This is a genomic window from Streptomyces sp. NPDC020597 (genome assembly GCF_044335095.1).
Classification (GTDB): domain Bacteria; phylum Actinomycetota; class Actinomycetes; order Streptomycetales; family Streptomycetaceae; genus Streptomyces.
In genome coordinates this window covers 292362-315866 of sequence record NZ_JBIRUL010000002.1, presented here as the reverse complement: position 1 = coordinate 315866, position 23505 = coordinate 292362, and the positions used below count along the sequence as shown (strand labels likewise).

Below are 23505 nucleotides of genomic sequence, written 5' to 3'. Positions count from 1 at the left end.
GCGACCCGCGCGCAGGACGTCCCCCGGAGCGAGGGTGCTGCGACGGCGCTGCCGGACCGAGGGTTTTCCCTGCCCCAACTCCCTTAGGGGGTTCCCTCATTGGGGACGCCGGGCACCGGGTCCTAGCGTAAGGGACGTGCCGCTCGCCCGGGCACACGGGGGTCGGTCCCGCGACCCCCGTGCACACCCCACACCCGCGCGACCCCCCACCGGCAACCCCTCGAGGAGTTCCATGTTCGGGCTCAACCGCGTGAAGAGAACCGCCGCCGTCGTCGCGGCGACGGCCGCCACGGCGGCGACCGTACTGCTCGGCGCCCCCACCGCCGTCGCAGCCCCGCAGCCGATCGTCGGCGGCACGACGACCACGACCACGGCGTATCCGTTCATGATGCAGATCACGGACGCCTCGCAGAACCAGTTCTGCGGCGGCACCCTCGTCTCGGCGACCAAGGTCGTCACCGCCGCGCACTGCATGGTCGGCGAGACCACGAGCAGCGTGCGCGTCGTCGGGGGCCGCACCTACCTCAACGGCACCAACGGCACGGTCAGCCGGGTGAGCAGGATCTGGATCAACCCGGGCTACACGGACGCCACCAACGGCGACGACGTGGCCGTCCTGACCCTGTCGACGTCGATGCCGTACACCAAGGCGTCGTACGTCTCCTCGTCCCAGACCGGGGTGTACGCGGCCGGCACCACCGCCCGCATCATCGGCTGGGGCACCACCTCGGAGAACGGCAGCTCCTCCAACCAGCTGCGGACCGCGACCGTCCCGGTCGTGTCCGACTCCAGCTGCAAGAGCTCCTACGGTTCGGACTTCGTCCAGACCGACATGGTTTGCGCCGGATATCCCTCCGGCGGCACAGACACCTGCCAGGGCGACAGCGGCGGTCCCCTGCTCATCGGGGGCGTCCTGGCAGGGATCACTTCTTGGGGCGAGGGCTGCGCGGAAGCCGGTTACCCGGGTGTTTACACCCGGCTGACCACCTTCTCCAGCCTGGTGACCGCACAGGTCAACTCGTAATCACCGGGCAGCCCCCGAGAAACTCCTGAGGATCCCTCAGGGAAAGACCAGGGGGCGCTGCGAGCCTCCACGAGCGGCCCGCAGCGCCCCCTGTCCAATCCGTCCACGCCCCCACCGGTCACCGGTGGGGGCGTTCCCGCGCGATGTGCGCACGGCACGGCCGGGGCGTTTCGGACGTTGCGAAACATGCGGGCGCTGCGGCGCTGCGGCTGTCAGGGCCGGAGGACCGGGCCGAACCGGACGTCGTGGGGATCCCCGGGGTGCATCACGGCCAGCACGCGCTCGCCCTCGGCGAGCACGTCCCGCTTCTGCGTGCCGGTGAGACGACCGAACGGCTCGACGACCAGGGCGTCCCGCTCCAGTCGCCACACGCCCGCCAGGAAACCGTCGACCAGGAGGGTGCAGTACGCCTGGTTGCCCTGCCAGGAGCGCCCCCAGTACTCGGGCGGGACGACGCGGCCGCGGTCGGCGTGGGAGAGGAGGAGGTTGTCGAACTCGGGGAGGAACCGCGGCGGGGCAGGGGTTTCGGGGTCGGGGCGCGGGGCCTCGGGCAGGTCGAACAGTTCGACGCCGTGCTCGTCCCGGAAGACCGACAGCTGCGGGCGCAGACGTTCGAAGGCCTCGCGCAGCCGGGTCAGGCCGGCCCAGGTCTGCATGTCCTTGACGGAGGCCGGGCCGAAGGCCGCCAGATAGCGCAGGACGACGGCGTCCACGGCCGGCGCCTCCTGGGCGGGGCGGCCCAGCCAGTGCTCGGCGGTGGTGAGGGCGACCTGTCCGCTGCGGCCCCACAGCCCGCGCGGAGTGACCTGGACCAGGGGAAGTCGGCAGCGGGCGGCCACGGCGAGGGACTGCGGGTCGGCGTCCGGCCACTCCTCGGTGAGCGCCTCGCGCAGTTGCCCCATGGTGCGCGGCTCGTCCTCGACCAGCTCGCGGGCGAGGGCGGCGAGCCTGTCGAGGTCGACCCCGACGAGCCCCTTGCGGAAGTTCGTCAGTTCCCGGTCGCGGGCGGGCTGGACGAGCGGCCGCAGCGTCAGGCAGTCGTCCGCGGTGTGGGTGTGGATGGTGGAGCGCATGCTGACGATGCGGACGACCTCGCGGTCGGCCATCAGCCCCGACAGCTCCTCCGGGGCGAACCCGTCGAGGCGGGCGGCGAGCGCGTAGTACGGCGGCTTGACGTTCTGCGCCTGCAGTCCGAGGAGATGCTCCACCGCGGCCTTGGCGGACAACTCGGCCGGGCTCAGCAGCAGTTGCCGGGCGAGGGTGGCGCGGTTGAGAGCCCGGACGTCGAGCACGGGGCCGACCGGGGACGTCGTCTTCGTCATACGTGCAAGCTAGTCGGACTTGCGGACAGCCTCTGTCCGTGACGCGGCGGGAGGGGCTACGCGGGGCCGGTCGGCGCGGGGCGGGACGGGGACACGAGGCGAGCCGGGCGACGTGGGGCGGGCGAGTCCCGGCTACGGGTGGGTGCGCGGGTGGATTCGAGCGGTCGCGCCGGGCTCAGCGGCGGAGTGAAACCGAGGGGTCAGGGGAAGCTGAGCGGTCGGGGGAGGCTGAGCGGTCGGGTCGGAGGGACGGCGGTCCGGCGAGACCGAGCTCCCGGGCGCCGAGCGGGGCGAAGAAACGTTCCACATCGGTTACTGCGACCTCGTCGAGCGTGGCCGGCGACCAGCGTGGCGTGCGGTCCTTGTCGATGATCTGTGCGCGGACGCCCTCGACGAGGTCGGGGCAGGTCAGGGCGGCGCAGGAGACGCGGTACTCCTGGTCCAGCACCTCCTCCAGCGAGCCGAGCCGCCGGGCCCGGTGCAGGGCGGCCAGGGTGACCTTCAGCGCGGTGGGCGACCTCGTGAGCAGGGTCTGCCCGGCCGCCGCGGCTGCGGGATCGCCGTGGGCGAGCAGACGCCGGACGATCTCCTCGACCGTGCCCGCGGCGTAACAGGCGTCGATCCACCCGCGCGCCGCGGCCAACTCCCCTTGCGGCGGCGGCTGCTCGTGACGGGCGAGGGCCTCGCGCACCGGCAGCTCGGTGAGTTCGGCGAGGAACGTCGCAAGCGAGGCGGACGGCACGTAGTGGTCGGCGAGTCCGCACGCAACGGCGTCCCCCGCGCCGATCTGCGCACCCGTCAGGGCGAGGTGGACGCCGAGTTCACCCGGGGCGCGGCCGAGCAGGTGCGTGCCGCCCACGTCGGGCACGAAGCCGATGCCGGTCTCGGGCATGGCGATCCGGGAGCGCTCGGTGACCACCCGCACGCCGCCGTGCGCCGAGACGCCGACGCCGCCGCCCATGACGATGCCGTCCATGACGGCGACGTACGGCTTGGGATAGCGGGCGATGCGGGCGTTGAGACGGTACTCGTCACGCCAGAAGGCCGCCGATGCCGTCCCGTCGCCGTCGCGGGCGTCGTCGTGGACGGCGCGGATGTCGCCGCCCGCGCACAGGCCGCGCTCGCCCGCGCCGGTGAGCACGACGGTCTCGACGGCGAGATCGTGCTCCCACGCGGTCAGCGCTTCGTCGATGCGGCGCACCATCGCATGGTTCAGGGCGTTCAGAGCGCGCGGCCGGTTGAGGACGAGGCGGGCCGCCCGGCCGGCGGTCTGCAGCAGGACGGGCTCTTCGACGCCGCTCATCCGCCCGCCCCCGTCCTGGACCGGGCGCCTGTGCCGGAACAGGTTTCCGTGCGGGAAGAGGTTGCCGCGCTGAAACGGGTTTCCGTGCAGGAACGGGTTGCCTTGCAGAAGCGGGATTCCGTGCAGGAACAGGTTGCCGCACTGAAACGGGTTTCCGTGCAGGAACGGGTTGCCTTGCGGGAAGAGGTTCTCGTGCAGGAACGGGTTGCCGCGCTGAAACGGGTTGCCGTGCCGGGGCAGGAATCCGTCGGGCCGCAGGACGCGGTGACACACATGATCTCGTCGATCCCCTTCCGGGGTGGTCCGGTGGACGCGGTTCACGAACGATCTTCTCAGCAGGGTGCAGCGTACGCCGACCGGGTCATGCGCCCGCTGTCGGCTCCCGCCGAGCCGGCCCTCCCGCGTCGCCGCCCCACCCGCACCCCCCGGCACCCCCGGTTCGCCGTACCCGGCGGGACACAGCGGGTCGCCGGTGCCCCGCGGGACGCCCCGGGTCGGCGGCGCCCGCCGGACGCCCGGGGGCGGAGTTCCGGCGCCCGGTGGCCGCTCCCGGTGCCCCCGCGGCCACCGGACCCCGCCCCCGGACCCCCGACCCCACCCGGCGCCGCCGACTTCCCCGACCCGGTGGTGACGCCCGGCGGCGGGTGCCAGAGTCGGGGCATGGCTCTGGACGTCGCCGCGCTGCGCACCCGTTTCCCCGCCCTCGCAGAGGGCCTCGCCTTCTTCGACGGCCCCGGCGGGACCCAGACCCCGACGCCGGTGGCCGAGGCCGTCGCCCGGACGATGACCGGCCCGCTGTCCAACCGGGGGCTCGTCAGCGCCTCCGAGCGCAACGCCGAGCAGGCGGTCGCCGACTTCCGCGCCGCCTACGCCGACCTCCTGGCCGTGCCCCCGAGCGGCATCGTGCACGGGCGCAGCGCCACCCAGCTCACCTACGACTTCTCGCGTCACCTGGCCAAGGACTGGCGGGCCGGCGACGAGATCGTCCTCAGCAGGCTCGACCACGACGCCAACGTGCGCCCCTGGATCCAGGCGGCCGAGCGCGCCGGCGTCGCCGTCCGCTGGATCGGGATCGATCCGGCCACCACCGAACTCGACCTCGACTCCTACGAGCGGGCGCTGTCTCCGCGCACCCGGCTGGTGGCGGTGACCGCGGCCTCAAACGTGCTGGGCACCGTGCCGCCGCTGCGCCGCATCGCCGACCGGGCGCACGACGTGGGCGCCCTGGTGTACGTGGACGGGGTGCACTACGCCGCCCACCACCTGGTGGACGTGCCCGCGCTCGGTGCCGACCTGTTCGTGTGCTCGCCCTACAAGTTCCTCGGGCCCCACTGCGCGGTGCTCGCCGGCATGCCCGAGACGCTCGAGGGTCTCGTGCCGGACAAGCTGCTGCCGTCCACGAACGCCGTGCCCGAGCGGTTCGAGTTCGGGACGCTGCCCTACGAGCTCCTCGCGGGCGCCACCGCCGCCGTGGACTTCCTCGCCGACATGGACACGGCAGACGTGGCCGGGGAGTCGCGCAGGCAGCGGCTGGCGCGTTCACTGCGGTCCCTGCACGAGCACGAGAACGCGCTGCGCTCCAGGCTGACGGCCGGACTGCACGCGCTGGGCGACGCCGTCACCGTCCACACCAAGGCCGCGGAGCGCACGCCGACCGTCCTCATGTCCTTCCCGGGCCGCGGCGCGGGCGAGGCGCAGACGCACCTGGCCGCGCGGAAGGTGGTGGCCCCGGCCGGCTCCTTCTACGCCCACGAGACCTTCGCCGCGCTGAAGCTCGACGATCCCGCGTTGCGGGTGGGGCTGGCCCCGTACAACGACGAGGAGGACGTCGACCGACTGCTCGGAGGTCTCGCCTCCTTCCTCTGAGCTTCCCCTGCTTCCTCGCCTCCCGTACTTCCTGTGCCTCCTGCGCCCCCTCTGCTTCTTCTGCTCCCTCGCTCCCTCTGCTCCCTCTGCTTCTTCTGAGCCACCCGCGACTTTCAGACTTGTACAGTTCGTTTTCTTGAACCGTTCGTGTTTATGCCGTAGGTTCGGACGCATGACAGCACCCGGTACACCGACCACCGCAGAAGAGCTGCGCGGTGCCGGCCTGCGGGTGACGGCTGCCCGGGTCGCACTGCTCCAGACCGTCCGGGCGGGCGACCACCTCGGTGTCGAGGCCATCGCCTCCGGGGTGCGCGACCGCGTCGGCCACATCTCGCTGCAGGCCGTCTACGACGCCCTGCACGCGCTGACCACGGCCGGGCTGGTGCGCCGCATCGAGCCGCCGGGCAGCCCCGCCCGGTTCGAGGGACGCGTCGGCGACAACCACCACCACCTGGTGTGCCGGTCGTGCGGCGCCGTCGTCGACGTCGACTGCGCCGTCGGCCACGCCCCCTGTCTGACCGCCTCCGACGACCGCGGCTTCTCCATAGACGAGGCCGAGGTCATCTACTGGGGCCTGTGCCCCGACTGTTCGACCGTTCGCAGCACCTGAGCATCCGCAGCACCGTTCATCCGCAGGACCCCACGCGCCTTCGCAGGAGCCGGGACCCGGGCGTCCGAGCACCCGGACTCCCTGCGGTGCCTGAGCATGTGATCCGACCAGCCCAGAAGGATTCCCCCATGACCGAGAACCATGACGCGATCGTGACCGACTCGAAGGCGGCGGAGGCAGGCGGCTGCCCGGTCGCGCACGGCCGTGCCGCGCACCCGACCCAGGGCGGCGGCAACCGCCAGTGGTGGCCGGAGCGGCTCAATGTGCGGATCCTCGCGAAGAACCCCGCCGTGGCGAACCCGCTCGGCGAGGGCTTCGACTACGCCGAGGCGTTCAAGGCGCTCGACCTGGCCGCCGTGAAGGCGGACATCGCCGAGGTGCTCACCACCTCGCAGGACTGGTGGCCGGCCGACTTCGGCAACTACGGCCCGCTCATGATCCGCATGGCCTGGCACAGCGCGGGCACCTACCGCATCAGTGACGGCCGCGGCGGCGCCGGCGCCGGTCAGCAGCGGTTCGCCCCGCTCAACAGCTGGCCGGACAACGCCAACCTGGACAAGGCCCGCCGTCTGCTGTGGCCGGTCAAGAAGAAGTACGGCCAGTCCATCTCCTGGGCCGACCTGATGATCCTCACCGGCAACGTCGCGCTCGAGCAGATGGGCTTCGCGACGTTCGGCTTCGCCGGCGGCCGCGAGGACGTCTGGGAGGCGGAGGAGGACGTCTACTGGGGCCCCGAGACCACCTGGCTCGACGACCAGCGCTACACCGGCGACCGCGAGCTGGAGAACCCGCTCGGCGCCGTCCAGATGGGCCTCATCTACGTCAACCCCGAGGGCCCGAACGGCAACCCGGACCCGCTGGCCGCGGCCCGCGACATCCGTGAGACGTTCCGCCGGATGGCGATGAACGACGAGGAGACGGTCGCCCTGATCGCGGGCGGTCACACCTTCGGCAAGACCCACGGCGCGGGCCCGGCGGACAACGTCGGCGCCGACCCCGAGGCCGCCCCGCTGGCCGAGCAGGGCCTCGGCTGGAAGAGCAGCTACGGCACCGGCAAGGGCGGCGACACCATCACCAGCGGCCTCGAGGTCACCTGGACCGCCACGCCGACGCAGTGGGGCAACGGCTTCTTCGACAACCTGTTCGGCTTCGAGTGGGAGCTGACGGAGAGCCCGGCCGGCGCGAAGCAGTGGGTGGCCAAGGACGGCGCGGGCGCCGGCACCATCCCGGACGCGCACGACGCGTCGAAGCGGCACGCCCCGACCATGCTGACGACCGACCTGTCGCTGCGCTTCGACCCGATCTACGGGCCGATCTCGCGCCGCTTCCACGAGAACCCCGACCAGTTCGCGGACGCCTTCGCCCGCGCCTGGTACAAGCTCACCCACCGCGACCTGGGCCCGAAGTCCCTCTACCTCGGCCCGGAGGTCCCGGCGGAGACCCTGCTGTGGCAGGACCCGCTGCCGGCCGCCGACGGCGAGGTCATCGACGCCGGGGACATCGCGGCTCTCAAGGCCCGCCTCCTCGCCTCGGGCCTGACCGTCTCGCAGCTCGTGTCCACCGCGTGGGCCTCCGCCTCCACCTTCCGCGGCAGCGACAAGCGCGGCGGCGCCAACGGTGCGCGCATCCGTCTCGAGCCGCAGCGCGGCTGGGAGGTCAACGAGCCCGACGAGCTGGCGCAGGTGCTGCGCGTCCTCGAGGGCGTGCAGGCGGAGTTCAACTCCGGCGCGAAGAAGGTCTCGCTGGCCGACTTGATCGTCCTCGGCGGCGCCGCCGCGGTGGAGAAGGCCGCCAAGGACGCCGGACACGATGTGCAGGTCCCGTTCACGCCGGGCCGGGTGGACGCCTCGCAGGAGCAGACGGACGTCGAGTCGTTCGCCGCGCTCGAGCCGACCGCCGACGGGTTCCGCAACTACCTCGGCAAGGGCAACCGCCTGCCGGCCGAGTACCTGCTCCTCGACCGCGCGAACCTGCTCAACCTGAGCGCTCCGGAGCTGACGGTCCTCATCGGCGGCCTGCGCGTCCTGGGCGCGAACCACGGGCAGTCCTCGCACGGCGTCCTCACCGACGCCCCCGGCACGCTGACGAACGACTTCTTCGTCAACCTGCTCGACCTGGGCACGACCTGGTCGTCGACGTCCTCGGACCAGTCCCTCTTCGAGGGCCGCGACGCGGCCACCGGCGAGGTGAAGTGGACCGGCACCCGCGCCGACCTGGTCTTCGGCTCGAACTCCGAGCTGCGCGCGGTCGCCGAGGTCTACGCGAGCGACGACGCGAAGGAGAAGTTCGTGACGGACTTCGTCGCGGCGTGGGCCAAGGTCAGCGACCTCGACCGGTTCGACCTGGTCTGACGGACCCGGCTCTCCGGCAGCACAGCACCACCAGGGCGTCCGGCCCGGCCCTCAGGGGCCGGGCCGGACGCCCTGGCCCGTTCCGCCGCGAACCGGCGGCGCCGTGACAGGTGTCGCTCCGGTGCACCGAGTTGCCCACGAGGACGGCGGGGCTGCAGAAACCATTGACGCGGACATACACGACCCTTATGTTCTGGCCGAAGTTACGAACTTAGTTCGATATGACGAACAGGCTGCTTCATGGACAAGGGACGGTCCCGTATGCCTCGGATGTATCGCCGCGCACCCCTGCTCGTCTGCGTGCTGGCACTCCTCGTCGCCCTGGTGGCGGCGACCCAGCCGGTGTCCGCGGCCGACGGCCGCCCGTACGCCAACCCGCTGAAGACGGCCAAGGGCGCCGACCCCTGGCTGGAGTACCACGACGGCGACTACTACCTGGTCACGACGACTTTCACGGGCGTCCTCGGCATCCGCAAGTCGCCGACGCTCGCCGGCCTTGCCACCGCGCCCACCGTGCAGGTGTGGTCGGACACCACCCCGACCCGCAACACCAACATCTGGGCGCCCGAACTCCACCAGTTCAACGGCCACTGGTACCTGTACTACTCGGCCGGACAGGGCGGCGTCGCCTGCTGCGACTCGCAGCGCACCCATGTGCTGGAGAGCGCCGGCGCCGACCCGCTGGGCCCCTACACCTACAAGGGCTCGCTCACCGGCTCCAACCTCACCCCGGGCGGCTGGCTGATCGACGCGAGCGTGCTGCAGGCGGACGGAAAGCTGTTTCTCGTGGGCAGCGGTTTTGTGAACGGCGGCAGGCAGAGCCTTGTCATCGCGCCGATGAGCAACCCGTACACCCTGTCCAGCAACACGTTCACCGTCATTTCCAGCCCGACACTGAGCTGGGAGACCTCGGGCATGCCGGTCAACGAGGGGCCCGAACCGCTGTACCACGACGGCCGAACGTTTCTGACGTTTTCCGCGAGTTACTGCCAGACCCCGGACTACAAGCTGGGTCTGCTGGAGCTGACCGGCTCCGACCCGCTCAATCCTGCGTCCTGGACGAAGAAACAGACCCCGGTGTTCCAGCGCAGCGATGCGAACGGCGTGTACGGGCCCGGACACAACGGTTTCTTCAGCTCGCCGGACGGCACGGAGAACTGGATCGTGTACCACGCCAACAGCACCTCCGGCGGCGGCTGCGGAAACGGCCGGACGACCCGCGCCCAGAAGTTCACCTGGAATGCCGACGGCACGCCGAACTTCGGCACGCCGGTCCCGCTCGGCACGTCGCTTCCCGGCCCGTCCGGCGAGACGGCGACAACGCCGACCGCGTACACCCTCGTCAACCGCAACAGCGGCAAGTGCCTCGACCTCGACGGCGGTTCCGCCGCCAACGGCACGAACATCCTCCAGTGGACCTGCAACGGCGGGGCCAACCAGAAGTGGCGCGTCGAGGACCAGGGCGACGACACCAGCCGGCTGGTCAACGTCGCCGGCGGCGGGGTGATGGACACCGCCGACTGCTCCGCCGCCGACGGAGCGGACCTGCGCCAGTGGTCCTGGCTCAACAACAAGTGCCAGCGTTTCCGGCTCGTCTTCACCGCGACCGGCGACTACGTCCGGATCGTCAACGAGAACAGCGGCAAGGTCGCCGACGTCGCGAACTGCCAGACCACGAACGGCGCCGACGTACGGCAGTGGACCTGGCTGAACAACAACTGCCAGCAATGGCGCCTCGTGCCGACCACCTGACCTCCGCCCGCCCCAGCCATCCCCCCATTTGGAGAACCCCCTTGAGACGCAACGCCGTTCGGCTGCTCATGGCCGTCCTCGTCGCCCTCGCGGCCGCCTTCACCGGCCTCGGCGCGCCGGCCCAGGCCGCCGCGCCCGACTCCCCCGCCGTGACGTACACCAACCCGATCGCCGAGAAGCGTGCCGACCCGCACATCTTCAAGCACACCGACGGCTACTACTACTTCACCGCGACGGTCCCCGAGTACGACCGCATCGTGCTGCGCCGGGCGACGACCCTCCAGGGCCTGTCGACGGCCCCGGAGGTCACCATCTGGACCAAGCACGCCAGCGGGGTCATGGGTGCGCACATCTGGGCGCCGGAGATCCACTTCATCGGCGGCAAGTGGTACGTGTACTTCGCAGCCGGGTCGACCTCCGACGTGTGGGCGATCCGGATGTACGTCCTGGAAGGCGCCGGCGCCAACCCGCTCACCGCGACCTGGACCGAGAAGGGCCAGATCAAGACCACATGGGAGAGCTTCTCGCTCGACGCGACGACCTTCGTCGTGAACGGCGTCCGCTATCTCGCCTGGGCGCAGCGCAACCCGGCCGAGAACAACAACACCAGCCTGTTCATCGCGAAGATGGCCAACCCCTGGACGATCACCGGCACGCCGGCGGAGATCTCACAGCCGACGCTGTCCTGGGAGACGATCGGCTTCAAGGTCAACGAGGGTCCGGCGCTCATCCAGCACGGCGGCAAGGTCTTCATGACCTACTCGGCGAGCGCCACCGACGCCAACTACTGCCTCGGCATGCTGACCGCCTCGGCGACCGCCGACCTCACGAACCCGGCGTCCTGGAGCAAGGGTTCGCAGCCCGTCTTCACCACCAACGCCGCGACCTCGCAGTACGGCCCGGGCCACAACTCGTTCACCGTCTCCGAGGACGGCAGGTCCGACATCCTCGTCTACCACGACCGCAGCTACAAGGACATCTCCGGCGACCCCCTGAACGACCCCAACCGCCGCACCCGGGTGCAGAAGCTGTACTGGAAGGCCGACGGCACGCCCGACTTCGGCATCCCGGTGGCCGACGGGGTCACCCCGCAGCGCTTCTCCTCGTACAACTACGCCGACCGGTTCATCCGCCACTGGGAGTACCGCGCCCGCATCGAGGCGAACGTCAGCCCGCTCGCCGACTCGCAGTTCCGGGTGGTGACCGGGCTGGCCGGAACCGGCACGGTCTCGCTGGAGGCCGCGAACTTCCCCGGCTACTACCTGCGGAACAAGAACTCCGAGGTGTGGCTGGAGAAGAACGACGGCACGTCGGCCTTCGCCTCCGACGCCAGCTTCCTCCGCCGGTCCGGGCTCGCCGACCCGGCGGGCGTCAGCTACGAGTCGTCCAGCAACGCCGGCCGCTACCTCCGCCACTACAACTACCTGCTGTACGTGCAGACGCCGAGCACGGCCACCGACCGGGCGGACGCGACCTTCTACGCCCAGTGACACGCCTCTCGACCGCCCCGTGACACTCCGCTCGAGGTGACGACGGCGCTCCGACAGCCCGCGGACAGCGGCGCCGTCGGGGCGCCGCGCTGTTTCCGGCCGGGGCCGACGGCGTCCGGCGAAGCAGTTCCCGCACCGGTTACGACAGTGCCTCGGGTACAGCCGGCGACGGAGTTTCGACACCGCTTGCGGCGGAGCTTCGACACCGTTCAGGACAGAGTTTCGGCACCGGTCACGACGCGCGAAACGACACAATCCATCCCTCATCACCAACGGCGATCGGTACACAATGCGCAGGTGGGGCACTATACGTCGCATGTATACGCTTTATGTATAGTCTCGGCATGCGTTCACTGACGAGGAAGACGAAGAACACCGGGTCCGGGTTGCGCGGCGTCGCCGTCGCGGTGGCGGCCGCCTGCCTGACGGTCATGCTCACGGGCTGCGGCGGCCTCGACGCCACCCGTCCGAGCGCCGTCCGGGCCGTTCCCGCGGTCACCGCGCAGGCCGCCCGCTTCGGCTCCGTCGACTGCCGGGTGGCGAAGTGCATCGCCCTCACCTTCGACGCGGGACCGAGTGAGAACTCCGCCCGGCTGCTCGACGTACTCAAGGAGAGACAGGTCCCGGCGACCTTCTTCCTGTTGGGCAAGGGACACATCGACGAACACCCCGAGCTCGTCAGGCGCATGGCCGCCGAGGGGCACGAGGTCGCGAGCCACACCTGGGACCACAAGATCCTGACGCGGATCGAGCCGGAGAAGATACGCGAGGAACTCCAGCGCCCCAACGACGAGATAGAGCGCCTCACCGGCCGGCGCCCCACCCTGATGCGTCCGCCGCAGGGCCGCACCGACGAGACGGTGCACGAGATCTGCCGTGAGCTCGGGCTCGCCGAGGTGCTGTGGACGGTGACCGCCAAGGACTACACGACCACCGACCCCGCGCTGATCCAGCGCCGGGTGCTCGCGCAGGCCGACCGGGACGGCATCATCCTGCTGCACGACATCTACGACGGGACGGTACCGGCGGTGCCGGGGATCATCGACGCGCTGAAAGGGCGGGGATTCGTTTTCGTGACCGTTCCTCAGCTGCTGGCGCCCGGCAAGGCCGAGCCGGGAAAGGTCTACCGCTGACCCGGAGCACCGCCGCCCGCCCCGCCCGCGCCACGGACCGGCGAACCGGTGCGTGACACTCCGCGGAACGGGCCGGGTTCCCTACGATCGGGCACGTGGTCATCTTCCAGCTGGAACGCACGGTCCCGCTGTCCCCGCAGGACGCCTGGCGGCGTCTGACGCAGTGGTCCCGGCACGGCGACGCGGTGCCCTTCACCCGCGTACACGTCCTCACTCCCCCGCCGACCCGCGAGGGCACGGTGCTCGTGGCCCGTTCGGGTGTCGGCCCGCTCGCCTTCGACGACCGTATGGAGGTGACCGGGTGGCAGCCGCCCGACGCCGACGGGCCGGGGCGGTGCCGGCTGGACAAGCGCGGCAGGGTCGTGCTCGGCTGGGCCGAGATCGAGGTGCGGCCCGCCCCCGGCGGCCGGACCCGGGTGATCTGGCGGGAGGAGTTGCGGTTGCGCTTTCTGCCGTCCCTCTTCGATCCTCTCGTCAAAGCCTCGGCGGGCATGGTCTTCGGACGCGCGGCCGACCGCCTCCTGCGCACACCTTGAGGCGCCGGACGCCGGACGTACGGCCGCCGGGCACCGGGCGGCTCGGGCTGCGCCGGGGCGGCCCTCCACCCGCCCGGCGTCCGGCCTCCGGGCGGGCCGGGCACCGCGGCTCAGGCCACGGACCCGATCCGGCCGGTCGGCGGCGACGTCGCGTCGTGATGGATCGGGGTGTGCGCCCCGGTGAGCGGGAGCCCGCTGCCGCCACGCCGTTGGGCGACGATCTCCGCGGCGATCGACAGGGCCGTCTCCTCGGGCGTCCGGGCCCCCAGGTCGAGGCCGATGGGCGACCGCAGCCGCGCCAACTCCAGTTCCGTGAGGCCGACTTCGCGCAGCCGGGCGTTGCGGTCGAGGTGGGTGCGCCGGGATCCCATCGCGCCGACGTAGGCGACCGGCAGCCGCAAGGCCAGCCGGAGCAGGGGTACGTCGAACTTGGCGTCGTGGGTGAGGACGCACAGGACGGTCCGCGCGTCCACCTGCGTGCGCTCGAGGTACCTGTGCGGCCAGTCGACGACGATCTCGTCGGCCTCGGGGAAACGGGCCGCGGTCGCGAAGACGGGCCGGGCGTCGCAGACCGTCACGTGGTAGTTGAGGAACCTGCCGACCCGCACCAGCGCCGACGCGAAGTCGATCGCCCCGAACACGATCATCCGGGGCGGGGGCGTCGACGACTCCACGAGGACCGTGAGCGGCGCCCCGCAGCGTGCGCCCTGCTCGCCGATCTCCACCGTGCCGGTGCGCCCGGCGTCCAGCAAAGCGGCGGCCTCGGCCGCGACGGTGCGGTCGAGTTCGGGGTGGGCGCCGAAACCGCCGCGGTGGGCGACGGCGCGGCGCCCGGACGCGGTGTCGCCGCCGCGACCGCCGTCCGCGTGCACCAGCAGCGCGCGGCCGACGAGGTGAGCGGGTCCGTTCACGATCCTCGCCAGCGCCGCCGCCTCACCGGCGGCCGCGGCCCGGACGCCCGCCGCGATCACCGGGCGGACGGGATCGCCGACCCGCACCGGCGTGACGAGCACGTCGATGACTCCCCCGCAGGTGAGTCCCACCGCGAAGGCGTCGTCGTCGCTGTAGCCGAAGCGTTCGCGGACCGGCTGCCCGTCCTCCAGCGCCTGCCGGCAGAGCTCGTACACCGCGCCCTCCACGCAGCCGCCGGAGACCGAGCCGATCGCCGTGCCGTCGGCGTCCACCGCGAGGGCCGCGCCTGCCTGGCGGGGCGCGCTGCCGCCGACGGCCACCACGGTGGCGACGGCGAAGTCGCGGCCCTGCTCGACCCACCGGTCGAGCTCTGCGGCGATGTCCAGCATCTCTCGGTCTCCTTGACTGCGGTCGTGTGACGAAAGTGCGCCCGGTGAGGGGCCCGGCCGGCCCTAGTGCACGCCCAGCCAGCTCTCGATCGGGTGCAGGGAGAAGTAGACGAGGAAGACCGCCGTCAGCCCCCACATGAAGGCGCCGATCTCGCGTGCCCTGCCCTGCGCGGCCTTGATGGCGACGTAGGAGAGGACGCCCGCGGCGACACCGGCGGTGATGCTGTACGTGAACGGCATCAGCACGACGGTCAGAAACACCGGGACAGCGGTTGCCCGGTCCGCCCAGTCGACGTGCCGGGCGTTCATCAGCATCATCGCGCCGATGACCACCAGCGCTGCGGAGGCGACCTCCTGCGGGACGATCGCGGTGAGCGGGGTGAAGAACAGGCAGGCCGCGAAGAACAGGCCGGTGACGACCGACGCGAGTCCCGTGCGGGCGCCCTCGCCGACGCCCGTCGCCGACTCGATGAACACGGTCTGGCCCGAGCCGCCCGTCACTCCGCCGATCGCCCCGCCGGCCCCGTCGATGAACAGCGCCTTGGACAGGCCCGGCATCCTGCCCTTGTCGTCGGCGAGTCCCGCCTCGGCGCCGACGCCGATGATGGTGGCCATCGCGTCGAAGAACCCGGCGAGGACCAGCGTGAAGACGATCATGCCGACGGTCATCGCGCCGACCTCGCCCCAGCCGCCGAACTCCACGTCCCCGAAGAGCGAGAAGTCGGGCATCGAGACGGCGCTGCCGTGCAGTTCGGGAGCGCCGGCCGCCCACTGCTTCGGGTCGACGACCCCGGCGGCGTTGAGGATCGCGGCGACGGCCGTGCCGCCGGCGATGCCGACGAGGATGGCGCCGGGGACGTTGCGGGCCTGGAGCATGAAGATCAGCAGCAGGGTGCCGGCGAACAACAGCACCGGCCAGCCCGCCAGTTCGCCGGCCGGTCCGAGGGTCACCGGGGTGGCCTTGCCCTGGTGCACGAAGCCGGACTTGTAGAACCCGATGAGTGCGATGAACAGGCCGATGCCCATGGTGATGGCGTGCTTGAGGGCCAGCGGAATGGCGTTCATGATCATCTCGCGCAGGCCGGTCACGACCAGCAGCATGATGACAGCGCCGTACATCACGCACATACCCATCGCCTGCGGCCAGGTCATCTGCGGCGCCACCTGGGAGGACAGCACGCCGGAGACGGACAGTCCGGCGGCGAGCGCGAGCGGCGCCTTGCCGAAAAGGCCCATCAGCAACGTGGTGAAAGCGGCTGCGAAAGCCGTCGCGGTGATCAGGGCCTGCTGGCCGAGGACGCCCCCGGCCGCGTCCTTGCCGGACAGGATCAGCGGGTTCAGCAGGAGGATGTACGCCATCGCCATGAAGGTGGTGACGCCGCCGCGCACTTCGCGCGCGACCGTGGATCCTCGCCGGGATATGTGGAAGTACCGGTCGAGCCGAGAGCGTCCGGCGGGGACGCGGGGTCCCGTGCTCGCCTCGTCCGAGACGGTCCGTGGTTCGAGTGACTGGGTCATGTGGGCCTGCTCCCAAGGTTCAAAGGGGCACCCGCGCGCGCCGCTCCTCGCGGCGCTCACCTGCGTTTGCGGGATTTGGGAAGGTGCGTCGGCCGCACGACCCGGGGGACGGCCCGAGGCGAACGATCTGCCGGCTCCGGGCGGCGCGGAGGGTGTGACGTTCCGTGCGCCGCCCGGAGGGACTGTCACGCCGTGCCGGTCAGATGCTCCGGACGGACCGGCGTGCGATTGAGCTCCAGCCCGGTCGCGTTCCGGATCGCCGCGAGGACGGCCGGGGTCGACGACAGGGTGGGCGCCTCACCGATGCCGCGCAGCCCGTACGGCGCGTGGTCGTCGGCGAGTTCGAGCACGTCGACCGGGATGGTCGGCGTGTCGAGAATCGTGGGGATCAGATAGTCCGTGAAGGAAGGGTTCCTGACCTTCGCGGTCTTCGGGTCGACGACGATCTCCTCCATGACCGCGATGCCCAGTCCCTGGACGGTGCCGCCCTGGATCTGACCGATGACGGAAAGCGGGTTCAGCGCTTTGCCGACGTCCTGGGCGCAGGCCAGCTCGATCACCTTCACCAGGCCGAGCTCGGTGTCGACCTCGACGACGGCGCGGTGCGCGGCGAAGGAGTACTGGACGTGTCCGAAGCCCTGTCCGGTGCGCAGGTCGAAGGGCTCGGTCGGCCGGTGCCGCCACTGGGCCTCGACCTCGACGGCCTCGTCCCCGAGCACGTCGACCAGGTCGGCGAGGGCCTCGCCGCCGTCGGTGACGACCTTGCCGCCCTCCAGGAGCAGCTCGGCGGTGGCCCAGGCGGGATGGTAGGAGCCGAACCTGCGGCGCCCCATCTCCAGGACCTTCTCCCGGACCAGCTCGCAGGAGTTCTTGACGGCGCCGCCGGTGACGTACGTCTGCCGGGAGGCCGAGGTGGAGCCGGCGCTGCCCACCCGGGTGTCCGCCGGCTGGATGGTCACCTGCGCGACCCCCAGCTCGGTGCGGGCGATCTGGGCGTGGACGGTGACACCGCCCTGGCCGACCTCCGCCATCGCCGTGTGGACGGTCGCGACGGGCTCGCCGGCGATCACCTCCATGCGGACCCTGGCGGTCGAGTAGTCGTCGAAGCCCTCGGAGAACCCGACGTTCTTGATGCCCACCGCGTAACCGATTCCTCGGACGACGCTCTCGCCGTGCGTGGTGTTGGACAGACCGCCGGGCAACTGCCGTACGTCCGCGCCCTCGCTGCTCTCCCACTGGCGTTCCGGCGGCAGTGGCATCGCCTTGACGCGCCGCAGGAGTTCGGCGACCGGCGCCGGGGAGTCGACCTGCTGGCCGGTGGGCATGATCGTGCCCTGCTCCATGGCGTTGAGCCGGCGGAACTCCACCCGGTCCATGCCCACCGCGTCGGCGAGCTTGTCCATCTGCGCCTCGTAGGCGAAGCACGCCTGGACCGCGCCGAAGCCGCGCATGGCGCCGCAGGGCGGGTTGTTGGTGTAGAGGGCGACGGCCTCGATGTCGACGTCGTCGACGACGTAGGGGCCGATCGACAGCGAGGCGGCGTTGCCGACGACCGCGGGGGACGCGGAGGCGTACGCGCCGCCGTCCAGGACGATGCGGCACTTCACATGGGTGAGCCTGCCGTCCTTGGTGGCGCCGTGTTCGTAGGTGAGCCTGGCGGGATGACGGTGGACGTGTCCGAAGAAGGACTCGAAACGGTTGTAAACGATTTTGACGGGTTTTCCGGTGCGCAGGGCCAGCAGGCAGGCGTGGATCTGCATCGACAGGTCCTCGCGGCCGCCGAACGCGCCGCCGACACCCGACAGCGTCATCCGCACCTTGCTCTCGGGCAGGCCGAGGACGGGGGCGATCTGGCGCAGGTCGGAGTGGAGCCACTGGGTGGCGATGTAGAGGTGGACGCCGCCGTCCTCCTCCGGCACGGCGAGTCCCGACTCGGGGCCGAGGAAGGCCTGGTCCTGCATGCCGAAGGTGTACTCGCCCCGGACGACGAAGTCGGCCCGTGCGGCGGCCCCCGCGGCGTCGCCGCGGACGATGGGCTGGCGGTGGACGATGTTGGGGTGCGCGACGTGAGCGCTGTGGTGGTCGTCGCGGCCCGCGTGGATCAGGAGCGCGTCCGGCGCCGTCGCGGACGCCTCGTCGGTGATGACGGGCAGCTCGCGGTACTCGACCTTGATCTTGGCGGCCGCGCGGCGGGCGGTCTCGGGGTGGTCGGCGGCCACGATCGCGACCGGCTCGCCGTGGTGGCGGACCCTGCCGTGGGCGAGGACGGGGGTGTCCTGGATCTCCAGGCCGTAGTTGCGCACGTCGGTCGGCAGGTCGTCGTAGGTCATGACGGCGTAGACGCCCGCCATGGCCAGCGCCTCGCCGGTGTCGATGGACACGATCTCGGCGTGCGCGACGGTCGAGCGCAGGATCTGCCCCCAGAGCATGTCCTCGTGCCACATGTCGGACGAGTACGCGAACTCGCCCGTGACCTTGAGGACGCCGTCCGGGCGGAGCGTCGACTCGCCGATGCCGCCCCTGGTGTGGGAGCCCTGGGTGATCTTGGTGGGAGCGCCGTTCGTGGGCATGTCGCTCAGACCGCCTCTCCCTGCCGGGCGGCCGCGAGGCGGACCGCGTCCATGATCTTCTCGTAGCCCGTGCAGCGGCACAGGTTGCCCGACAGGGCCTCGCGGATGTCCGCGTCGGTCGGGTTGGGGTTGTGTTCGAGCATCTCGTCGGCGGCGACCAGCAGGCCCGGGGTGCAGAAGCCGCACTGGACGGCGCCGGCGTCGATGAACGCCTGCTGGATCGGGGAGAGTTCGGCGCCCTCGCCGGTCTGCGAGTCCTGGCCCTCGGCCGCCCAGTGCTTCGCCTCGTCGAGCGAGGTCCCGGCCTTCCCGTCCGTACCGCAGCCGCCGGTCGCGCAGCCACCGTGTCCGGCGCGCTGCTTGGCGTAGTCCGCGAGTCCCTCGACGGTGACGACGTCGCGGCCTTCCACCTGACCGGCGGCGACCAGGCACGAGCAGACGGGCACGCCGTCCAGCCGGACGGTGCACGAGCCGCACTCGCCCTGTTCGCAGGCGTTCTTCGAGCCGGGCAGTCCGAGCCGCTCGCGCAGCACGTACAGCAGGCTCTCGCCCTCCCACACGTCGTCGGCCTCCTGGGGCCGTCCGTTGACCGTGAAGTTGACGCGCATCACGCGGCTCCCTCCGAGAGGCGACGGGCGCCGCGGTACGACTCCCAGGTCCAGGTGAGTGTCCGGCGGGCCATGACGCCGACCGCGTGGCGGCGGTAGCCCGCGGTGCCCCGGACGTCGTCGATGGGGTTGCAGGCGGCCGCGCACAGCTGGGCGAACTGCTTGGCCACGGACGTCGCGATGATTTTTCCGTTGTCCCAGAAACCGCCTTCTTCGAGCGCGGCGTTCAGGAAGTCCTCGGCGGTCTTCGCCCGCACGGGGGTCGGTGCGGCGGAGCCGATGCCGGTGCGCACGGTCCGGGTCTCGGGGTGCAGGGCGAGACCGAACGCGCAGACGGCGATGACCATGGCGTTGCGGGTGCCGACCTTGGAGTACTGCTGAGGGCCGTCGGCCTTCTTGACGTGGACGGCACGGATCAGTTCGTCGGGGGCGAGCGCGTTGCGCTTCACGCCGGTGTAGAACGCGTCGATCGGGATGCGGCGCACGCCGCGCACGGACTCGGCCTCGACCTCGGCACCCGCCGCGAGCAGTGCCGGGTGGGCGTCGCCGGCCGGGGACGCGGTGCCGAGGTTGCCGCCGACGCCGCCGCGGTTGCGGATCTGCGGTGAGGCCACGGTGTGCGAGGCGAGCGCGAGGCCGGGCAGCTCGGTGCGCAGGCTCTCCATGATCCTCGCGTACGGCACCGAGGCGCCGAGCCGCACGCTGTCCTCGCCGGTCTCCCACTCGTACAGGTCGCCGACACGGTTGAGGTCGAGCAGGTACTCGGGCCTCCGGTGGTCGAAGTTGATCTCGACCATCACATCGGTGCCACCCGCAATCGGCACAGCGGTGGGGTGCTCGGCCTTGGCGGCGAGCGCCTCCTCCCAGCTGGCGGGGCGAAGGAAGTCCATGACCGGCTCTCTTCTTCGTCTGTCTCGTGAGTCGTTCGGTTCGAGCCAGAATCGGGTGCGGCGGGACCGGCTCGTTCATGTGCTGTTCTCGCGGAATGACCCCAGTACACAGCGCCTTGCTCCGACCGGGTCAGTCACGGAAACCATGAAGGAGTTGGCTGGTCGGTACGGGCATCTTGTAGATTCGTATGAACGCAGGCCCTCGGTAACCTCCTCGTTTTCCTGTGGAAACGTGGGAAACAGCCTGGCGATCGAAGAATGCGGCTGACGGACGGACGTCGCGGCCTCGGGCCCCGAAGACGGGGCCGGGACGGGTCGCCGCCCACCGCACCCTTCAGGATTCATCGTAGATTTCGAGACAGAGAACGGCGGCGACGAGATGCGGCTGCGCGCACTTCTGGACACCGACGCGCTGGGCCTCAGGCTCCTCGGCGGCGAGGACGAGCTGGACCGCTCGGTGCGGGGCGTCATGACCACCGATCTGAGGGATCCCAGCCGGTATCTCTCCGGCGGCGAGCTGGTGCTGACGGGTCTGGCCTGGCGCCGGGACGCGGCGGACGCCGAGCCGTTCGTGCGACTCCTGGTGCAGGCCGGCGTGGCCGCTCTCGCGGCCGGCGAGGCGGAGCTCGGCGACATCCCGGAAGACCTGGCAGCAGCCTGTGCCCGGCACCGGCTGCCGCTTTTCGCGGTGCACGAGTCGGTTGCCTTCGCGACGATCACCGAGCATGTCGTGCGGCAGGTGTCCGGCGAGCGCGCCGGCGACCTCGCGGCCGTCGTCGACCGGCACCGCCGGATGATGATCTCGGGCCCGGCCGGCGGCGGCCCGGACGTCGTCCTGGACCTGCTCGGCTCCGACCTGGACCTGCGCGCATGGGTCCTGTCCCCCACGGGCCGGCTCGTCGCGGGTCCGAAGGCGGCGGGCCCGGGCCTGCCCGCCGAGGTGTGCGCGAAGCTCGCGGCGGAGCACCTGGCGGCCGTCCGCACGACCCGGCGCGGACCGCACCGGGTGAACGTGGGGCCGGTGACGTACTCGCTGTTCCCGGTCCGCGGCGGCGGGCGCGCGCCCCAGGCCGCTCAGCCCTCCCAGGTCGTACGGGACGTGCGGGACGTGCGGGACGTGCGCGAGAGCGTCCTGTCGGACTGGCTGCTGGTCGTCGAGGCGGACGCCGGGGAATGGGCGGACGAGCGCCTCGACCTGCTGCAGGGCGTCACCCAGCTGATCGCCGTCGAACGGGAGCGCCGGGACGCGGCGCGCACGGTCCGCCGGCGGCTCGCGCAGGAGGTGCTGGAGCTGGTGCAGACGGGCGCGGCCCCCGCGGAGATCGCGGCGCGCCTGCGGGTGGCCGCGCCGGTGCTGCTGCCGGGTCTGGGGGCCGCCCCGCACTGGCAGGTGGTCGTGGCGCGCGTCGAGTGGGCCGGCAACGGCCCGGACGCCGGCCCGGTGGCCCAGTCGCTCCTCGAGGAGATCCTCGTCGACCCGCTCGCCGGCGGCCCCGATCCCTCCGACCGCATCGCCGTCGCCCACACGGAGGACGAGGCCGTCGCCCTGGTCCCGCTGCCTGCGCTGTCCGGCGAGGCCGACGGATCCGAGACCGGCCTCCTCGCCGACGCGCTGCTCGCGGCCGTGCGCGAGCCGCTGTCGGCCGGCCTCGACGACGACGGGCGGCTCACGCTGGGGGTCAGCGCGGCAGTGCACTCGGCGGAGGGGCTGCGCGGGGCCCTGGAGGAGGCCCGGCACGCGCGGCGGGTGGCCGCCGCCCGTCCCGGCCGGGTCTGTGCCGCGGGGCATCAGGAGCTGGCCTCGCACGTGCTCCTGCTGCCGTTCGTCCCGGACGACGTGCGCCGGGCGTTCACCGCCCGCCTGCTGGACCCCCTGCGCGACTACGACCGGCGGCACCGCGCCGAGCTGATCCCGACCCTGGAGGCGTTTCTCGACTGCGACGGCTCGTGGACGCGCTGCGCCTCCCGTCTGCACCTGCACGTCAACACGCTGCGCTACCGGGTCGGGCGTATCGAGCAGTTGACGGGCCGTGACCTGTCGCGACTGGAAGACAAACTGGACTTCTTCCTGGCCCTGCGCATGAGCTGAGCCCCGACCGGCGCCGGCGGCGGCCCGTCGGCCGGCGCCGGGCGAAACCGGAGGGCCGGAAACGTCCCACGACTTTGTGAAATCTTTCACCCGCCCCCTTGGCCCGGTGCCTCCATTCGTGCTGAGATGCGCCCACCACTCACAGCTCGACGGCGCGCTCGGGGAGGGCAACGTGGCGCATTCCGCCATGTCTGGTACCGGAACGACCTCAAGTGACGATCCTGTCCAGACCGCGGTGTGGCGGCTGCGTTCACGCGCCTGCTGGGCGGACGCGGCGGCTCTGCTGCCGGCCGACACCGCCACGGGGGCGATCCAGCGGGCCTCCCTGATGGTGGAGCGGTGCCTGTACACCGAGCAGGGCTGGCAGGACGCCGAGGACGCCCTGCGCACGGCGGAGGCCCTCGCCCACGACGACGAGGAGCGCGGCGCGGCCGCTTGTGAACGCGGGCACCTTGCCTACGCAGCGACCGTGCACAAGGTGCGCGACCGGGTGGACGAGGCCCGGGCCGCACTCGGACGGGCGGCGGCGCTGATCCCGCCGGACGCCCCCGGACGGGCGCTGCTGGACTTCCGCAGGGGTCTGCTCGCGGAGAACATCGCCCGCTCCCCGCAGGCCGCGAGGGCCGCGTACCGGCGCGCCCACACCGCTGCCGCCGCGCACTCGGACTCGCTGCTGCTGTCCTTCACCTGGCGTCACCTTGCCGGACTGGCCCTGCGTGAAGGCGAGTTGGCGGAGGCCCGGCACGGGTTTACCGAATCCCTGCGCATCCGCGAGGAGTTGGGCTACCTCGTGGGCACCGCCCCGGCTCTCGCTTCGCTCGCCGACGCGGAGACCGAGCCGGAGGCCGCCCGCCTGCGGGAGGAAGCCCGCCGCCTGTTCCGCCTTCTGGGCGGCGTACCCACCTGGCTGGCACGCCAGTTGTCCCTCCCGACGACCCCGGCGGCGCCCAGCCCCTCCGGCGCCTGACCCGGCTGACGGGGTCCGTTCAGGACCGAAACGGGAGTCCCGGAGTCCGGGAGTCCCGGGATCCCGGAGTCCGGGAGCGGGGCAGGCCAGGGCAGGTCAGGTCAGGTCAGGTCAGGTCGGCTACCGGGAGACGGGTCGGAAACGCACAGCGCGGTGACGGAAACGGCTCCAGAAC

17 protein-coding genes are annotated in these 23505 nt (G+C 71.7%); 10 read left to right on the top strand and 7 right to left on the bottom strand.

All coding sequences use genetic code 11. The features are described from left to right. The first annotated feature begins 232 nt into the window (after positions 1-232). Positions 233-1024, top strand: a complete 792-nt coding sequence (locus ACH4ZA_RS05010) for a S1 family peptidase (protein ID WP_398428057.1) — start codon at positions 233-235, stop codon at positions 1022-1024. A 212-nt stretch (positions 1025-1236) separates the two neighbouring features. On the opposite strand, the gene ACH4ZA_RS05005 is transcribed toward ACH4ZA_RS05010, so the two are convergent. After that, a complete protein-coding gene (locus ACH4ZA_RS05005; protein ID WP_319281922.1) occupies positions 1237-2346 on the bottom strand; it encodes a winged helix DNA-binding domain-containing protein in 1110 nt (369 codons plus the stop codon). 175 nt (positions 2347-2521) lie between these two features. After that, on the bottom strand, positions 2522-3649 hold the full coding sequence (locus ACH4ZA_RS05000; protein ID WP_398428248.1) for an enoyl-CoA hydratase/isomerase family protein: 1128 nt from the start codon (positions 3647-3649) through the stop codon (positions 2522-2524). A gap of 660 nt (positions 3650-4309) precedes the next feature. Between ACH4ZA_RS05000 and ACH4ZA_RS04995 the strand changes: the two genes are divergently transcribed. From ACH4ZA_RS04995 to ACH4ZA_RS04965, 7 genes are all read left to right on the top strand, one after another. Next, a complete protein-coding gene (locus ACH4ZA_RS04995; protein ID WP_319281925.1) occupies positions 4310-5515 on the top strand; it encodes a cysteine desulfurase-like protein in 1206 nt (401 codons plus the stop codon). Between the two features lie 172 nt (positions 5516-5687). After that, entirely contained in the window at positions 5688-6125 is a 438-nt protein-coding gene (locus tag ACH4ZA_RS04990) for a Fur family transcriptional regulator (RefSeq protein ID WP_057576024.1), read from the top strand. A gap of 128 nt (positions 6126-6253) precedes the next feature. Continuing rightward, positions 6254-8476, top strand: a complete 2223-nt coding sequence (gene katG, locus ACH4ZA_RS04985; RefSeq protein WP_319281928.1) for a catalase/peroxidase HPI — start codon at positions 6254-6256, stop codon at positions 8474-8476. A 261-nt stretch (positions 8477-8737) separates the two neighbouring features. Further along, positions 8738-10228 carry a family 43 glycosylhydrolase gene (locus ACH4ZA_RS04980; protein ID WP_398428056.1) on the top strand — a complete coding sequence of 497 codons (1491 nt, stop codon included), beginning with the start codon at positions 8738-8740 and terminating at the stop codon, positions 10226-10228. Positions 10229-10296: 68 nt separating this feature from the next. Continuing rightward, positions 10297-11718 carry a family 43 glycosylhydrolase gene (locus ACH4ZA_RS04975; RefSeq protein ID WP_398428246.1) on the top strand — a complete coding sequence of 474 codons (1422 nt, stop codon included), beginning with the start codon at positions 10297-10299 and terminating at the stop codon, positions 11716-11718. Positions 11719-12062: 344 nt separating this feature from the next. Further along, positions 12063-12851, top strand: a complete 789-nt coding sequence (locus ACH4ZA_RS04970) for a polysaccharide deacetylase family protein (RefSeq protein ID WP_398428055.1) — start codon at positions 12063-12065, stop codon at positions 12849-12851. Positions 12852-12946: 95 nt separating this feature from the next. Further along, entirely contained in the window at positions 12947-13387 is a 441-nt protein-coding gene (locus ACH4ZA_RS04965; RefSeq protein WP_398428054.1) for an SRPBCC family protein, read from the top strand. A gap of 110 nt (positions 13388-13497) precedes the next feature. Here ACH4ZA_RS04965 and ACH4ZA_RS04960 read toward each other — a convergent pair whose 3' ends face one another. The 5 genes from ACH4ZA_RS04960 to ACH4ZA_RS04940 form a co-directional block, all read right to left on the bottom strand. Further along, a complete protein-coding gene (locus ACH4ZA_RS04960; RefSeq protein ID WP_398428053.1) occupies positions 13498-14688 on the bottom strand; it encodes an XdhC family protein in 1191 nt (396 codons plus the stop codon). Between the two features lie 63 nt (positions 14689-14751). Beyond that, entirely contained in the window at positions 14752-16206 is a 1455-nt protein-coding gene (locus tag ACH4ZA_RS04955; RefSeq protein WP_398428052.1) for an NCS2 family permease, read from the bottom strand. Between the two features lie 185 nt (positions 16207-16391). Then, on the bottom strand, positions 16392-18776 hold the full coding sequence (locus tag ACH4ZA_RS04950; RefSeq protein WP_398428051.1) for a xanthine dehydrogenase family protein molybdopterin-binding subunit: 2385 nt from the start codon (positions 18774-18776) through the stop codon (positions 16392-16394). A gap of 5 nt (positions 18777-18781) precedes the next feature. Then, positions 18782-19384 (bottom strand): (2Fe-2S)-binding protein, encoded by a 603-nt coding sequence (locus ACH4ZA_RS04945; protein WP_398428050.1) that lies wholly within the window; start codon positions 19382-19384, stop codon positions 18782-18784. Beyond that, positions 19384-20274 carry an FAD binding domain-containing protein gene (locus ACH4ZA_RS04940; RefSeq protein WP_398428049.1) on the bottom strand — a complete coding sequence of 297 codons (891 nt, stop codon included), beginning with the start codon at positions 20272-20274 and terminating at the stop codon, positions 19384-19386. Before ACH4ZA_RS04940 ends, ACH4ZA_RS04945 begins: the two co-directional genes overlap by 1 nt. A 379-nt stretch (positions 20275-20653) precedes the next feature. Between ACH4ZA_RS04940 and ACH4ZA_RS04935 the strand changes: the two genes are divergently transcribed. Together ACH4ZA_RS04935 and ACH4ZA_RS04930 are read left to right on the top strand one after the other, a co-directional pair. After that, positions 20654-22363, top strand: a complete 1710-nt coding sequence (locus tag ACH4ZA_RS04935) for a PucR family transcriptional regulator (protein ID WP_398428048.1) — start codon at positions 20654-20656, stop codon at positions 22361-22363. Positions 22364-22550: 187 nt separating this feature from the next. Then, the gene (locus ACH4ZA_RS04930) at positions 22551-23330 is read left to right on the top strand and encodes a hypothetical protein (protein WP_398428046.1); all 780 of its coding nucleotides are present in this window, start codon (positions 22551-22553) and stop codon (positions 23328-23330) included. Positions 23331-23505 lie beyond the last annotated feature (175 nt).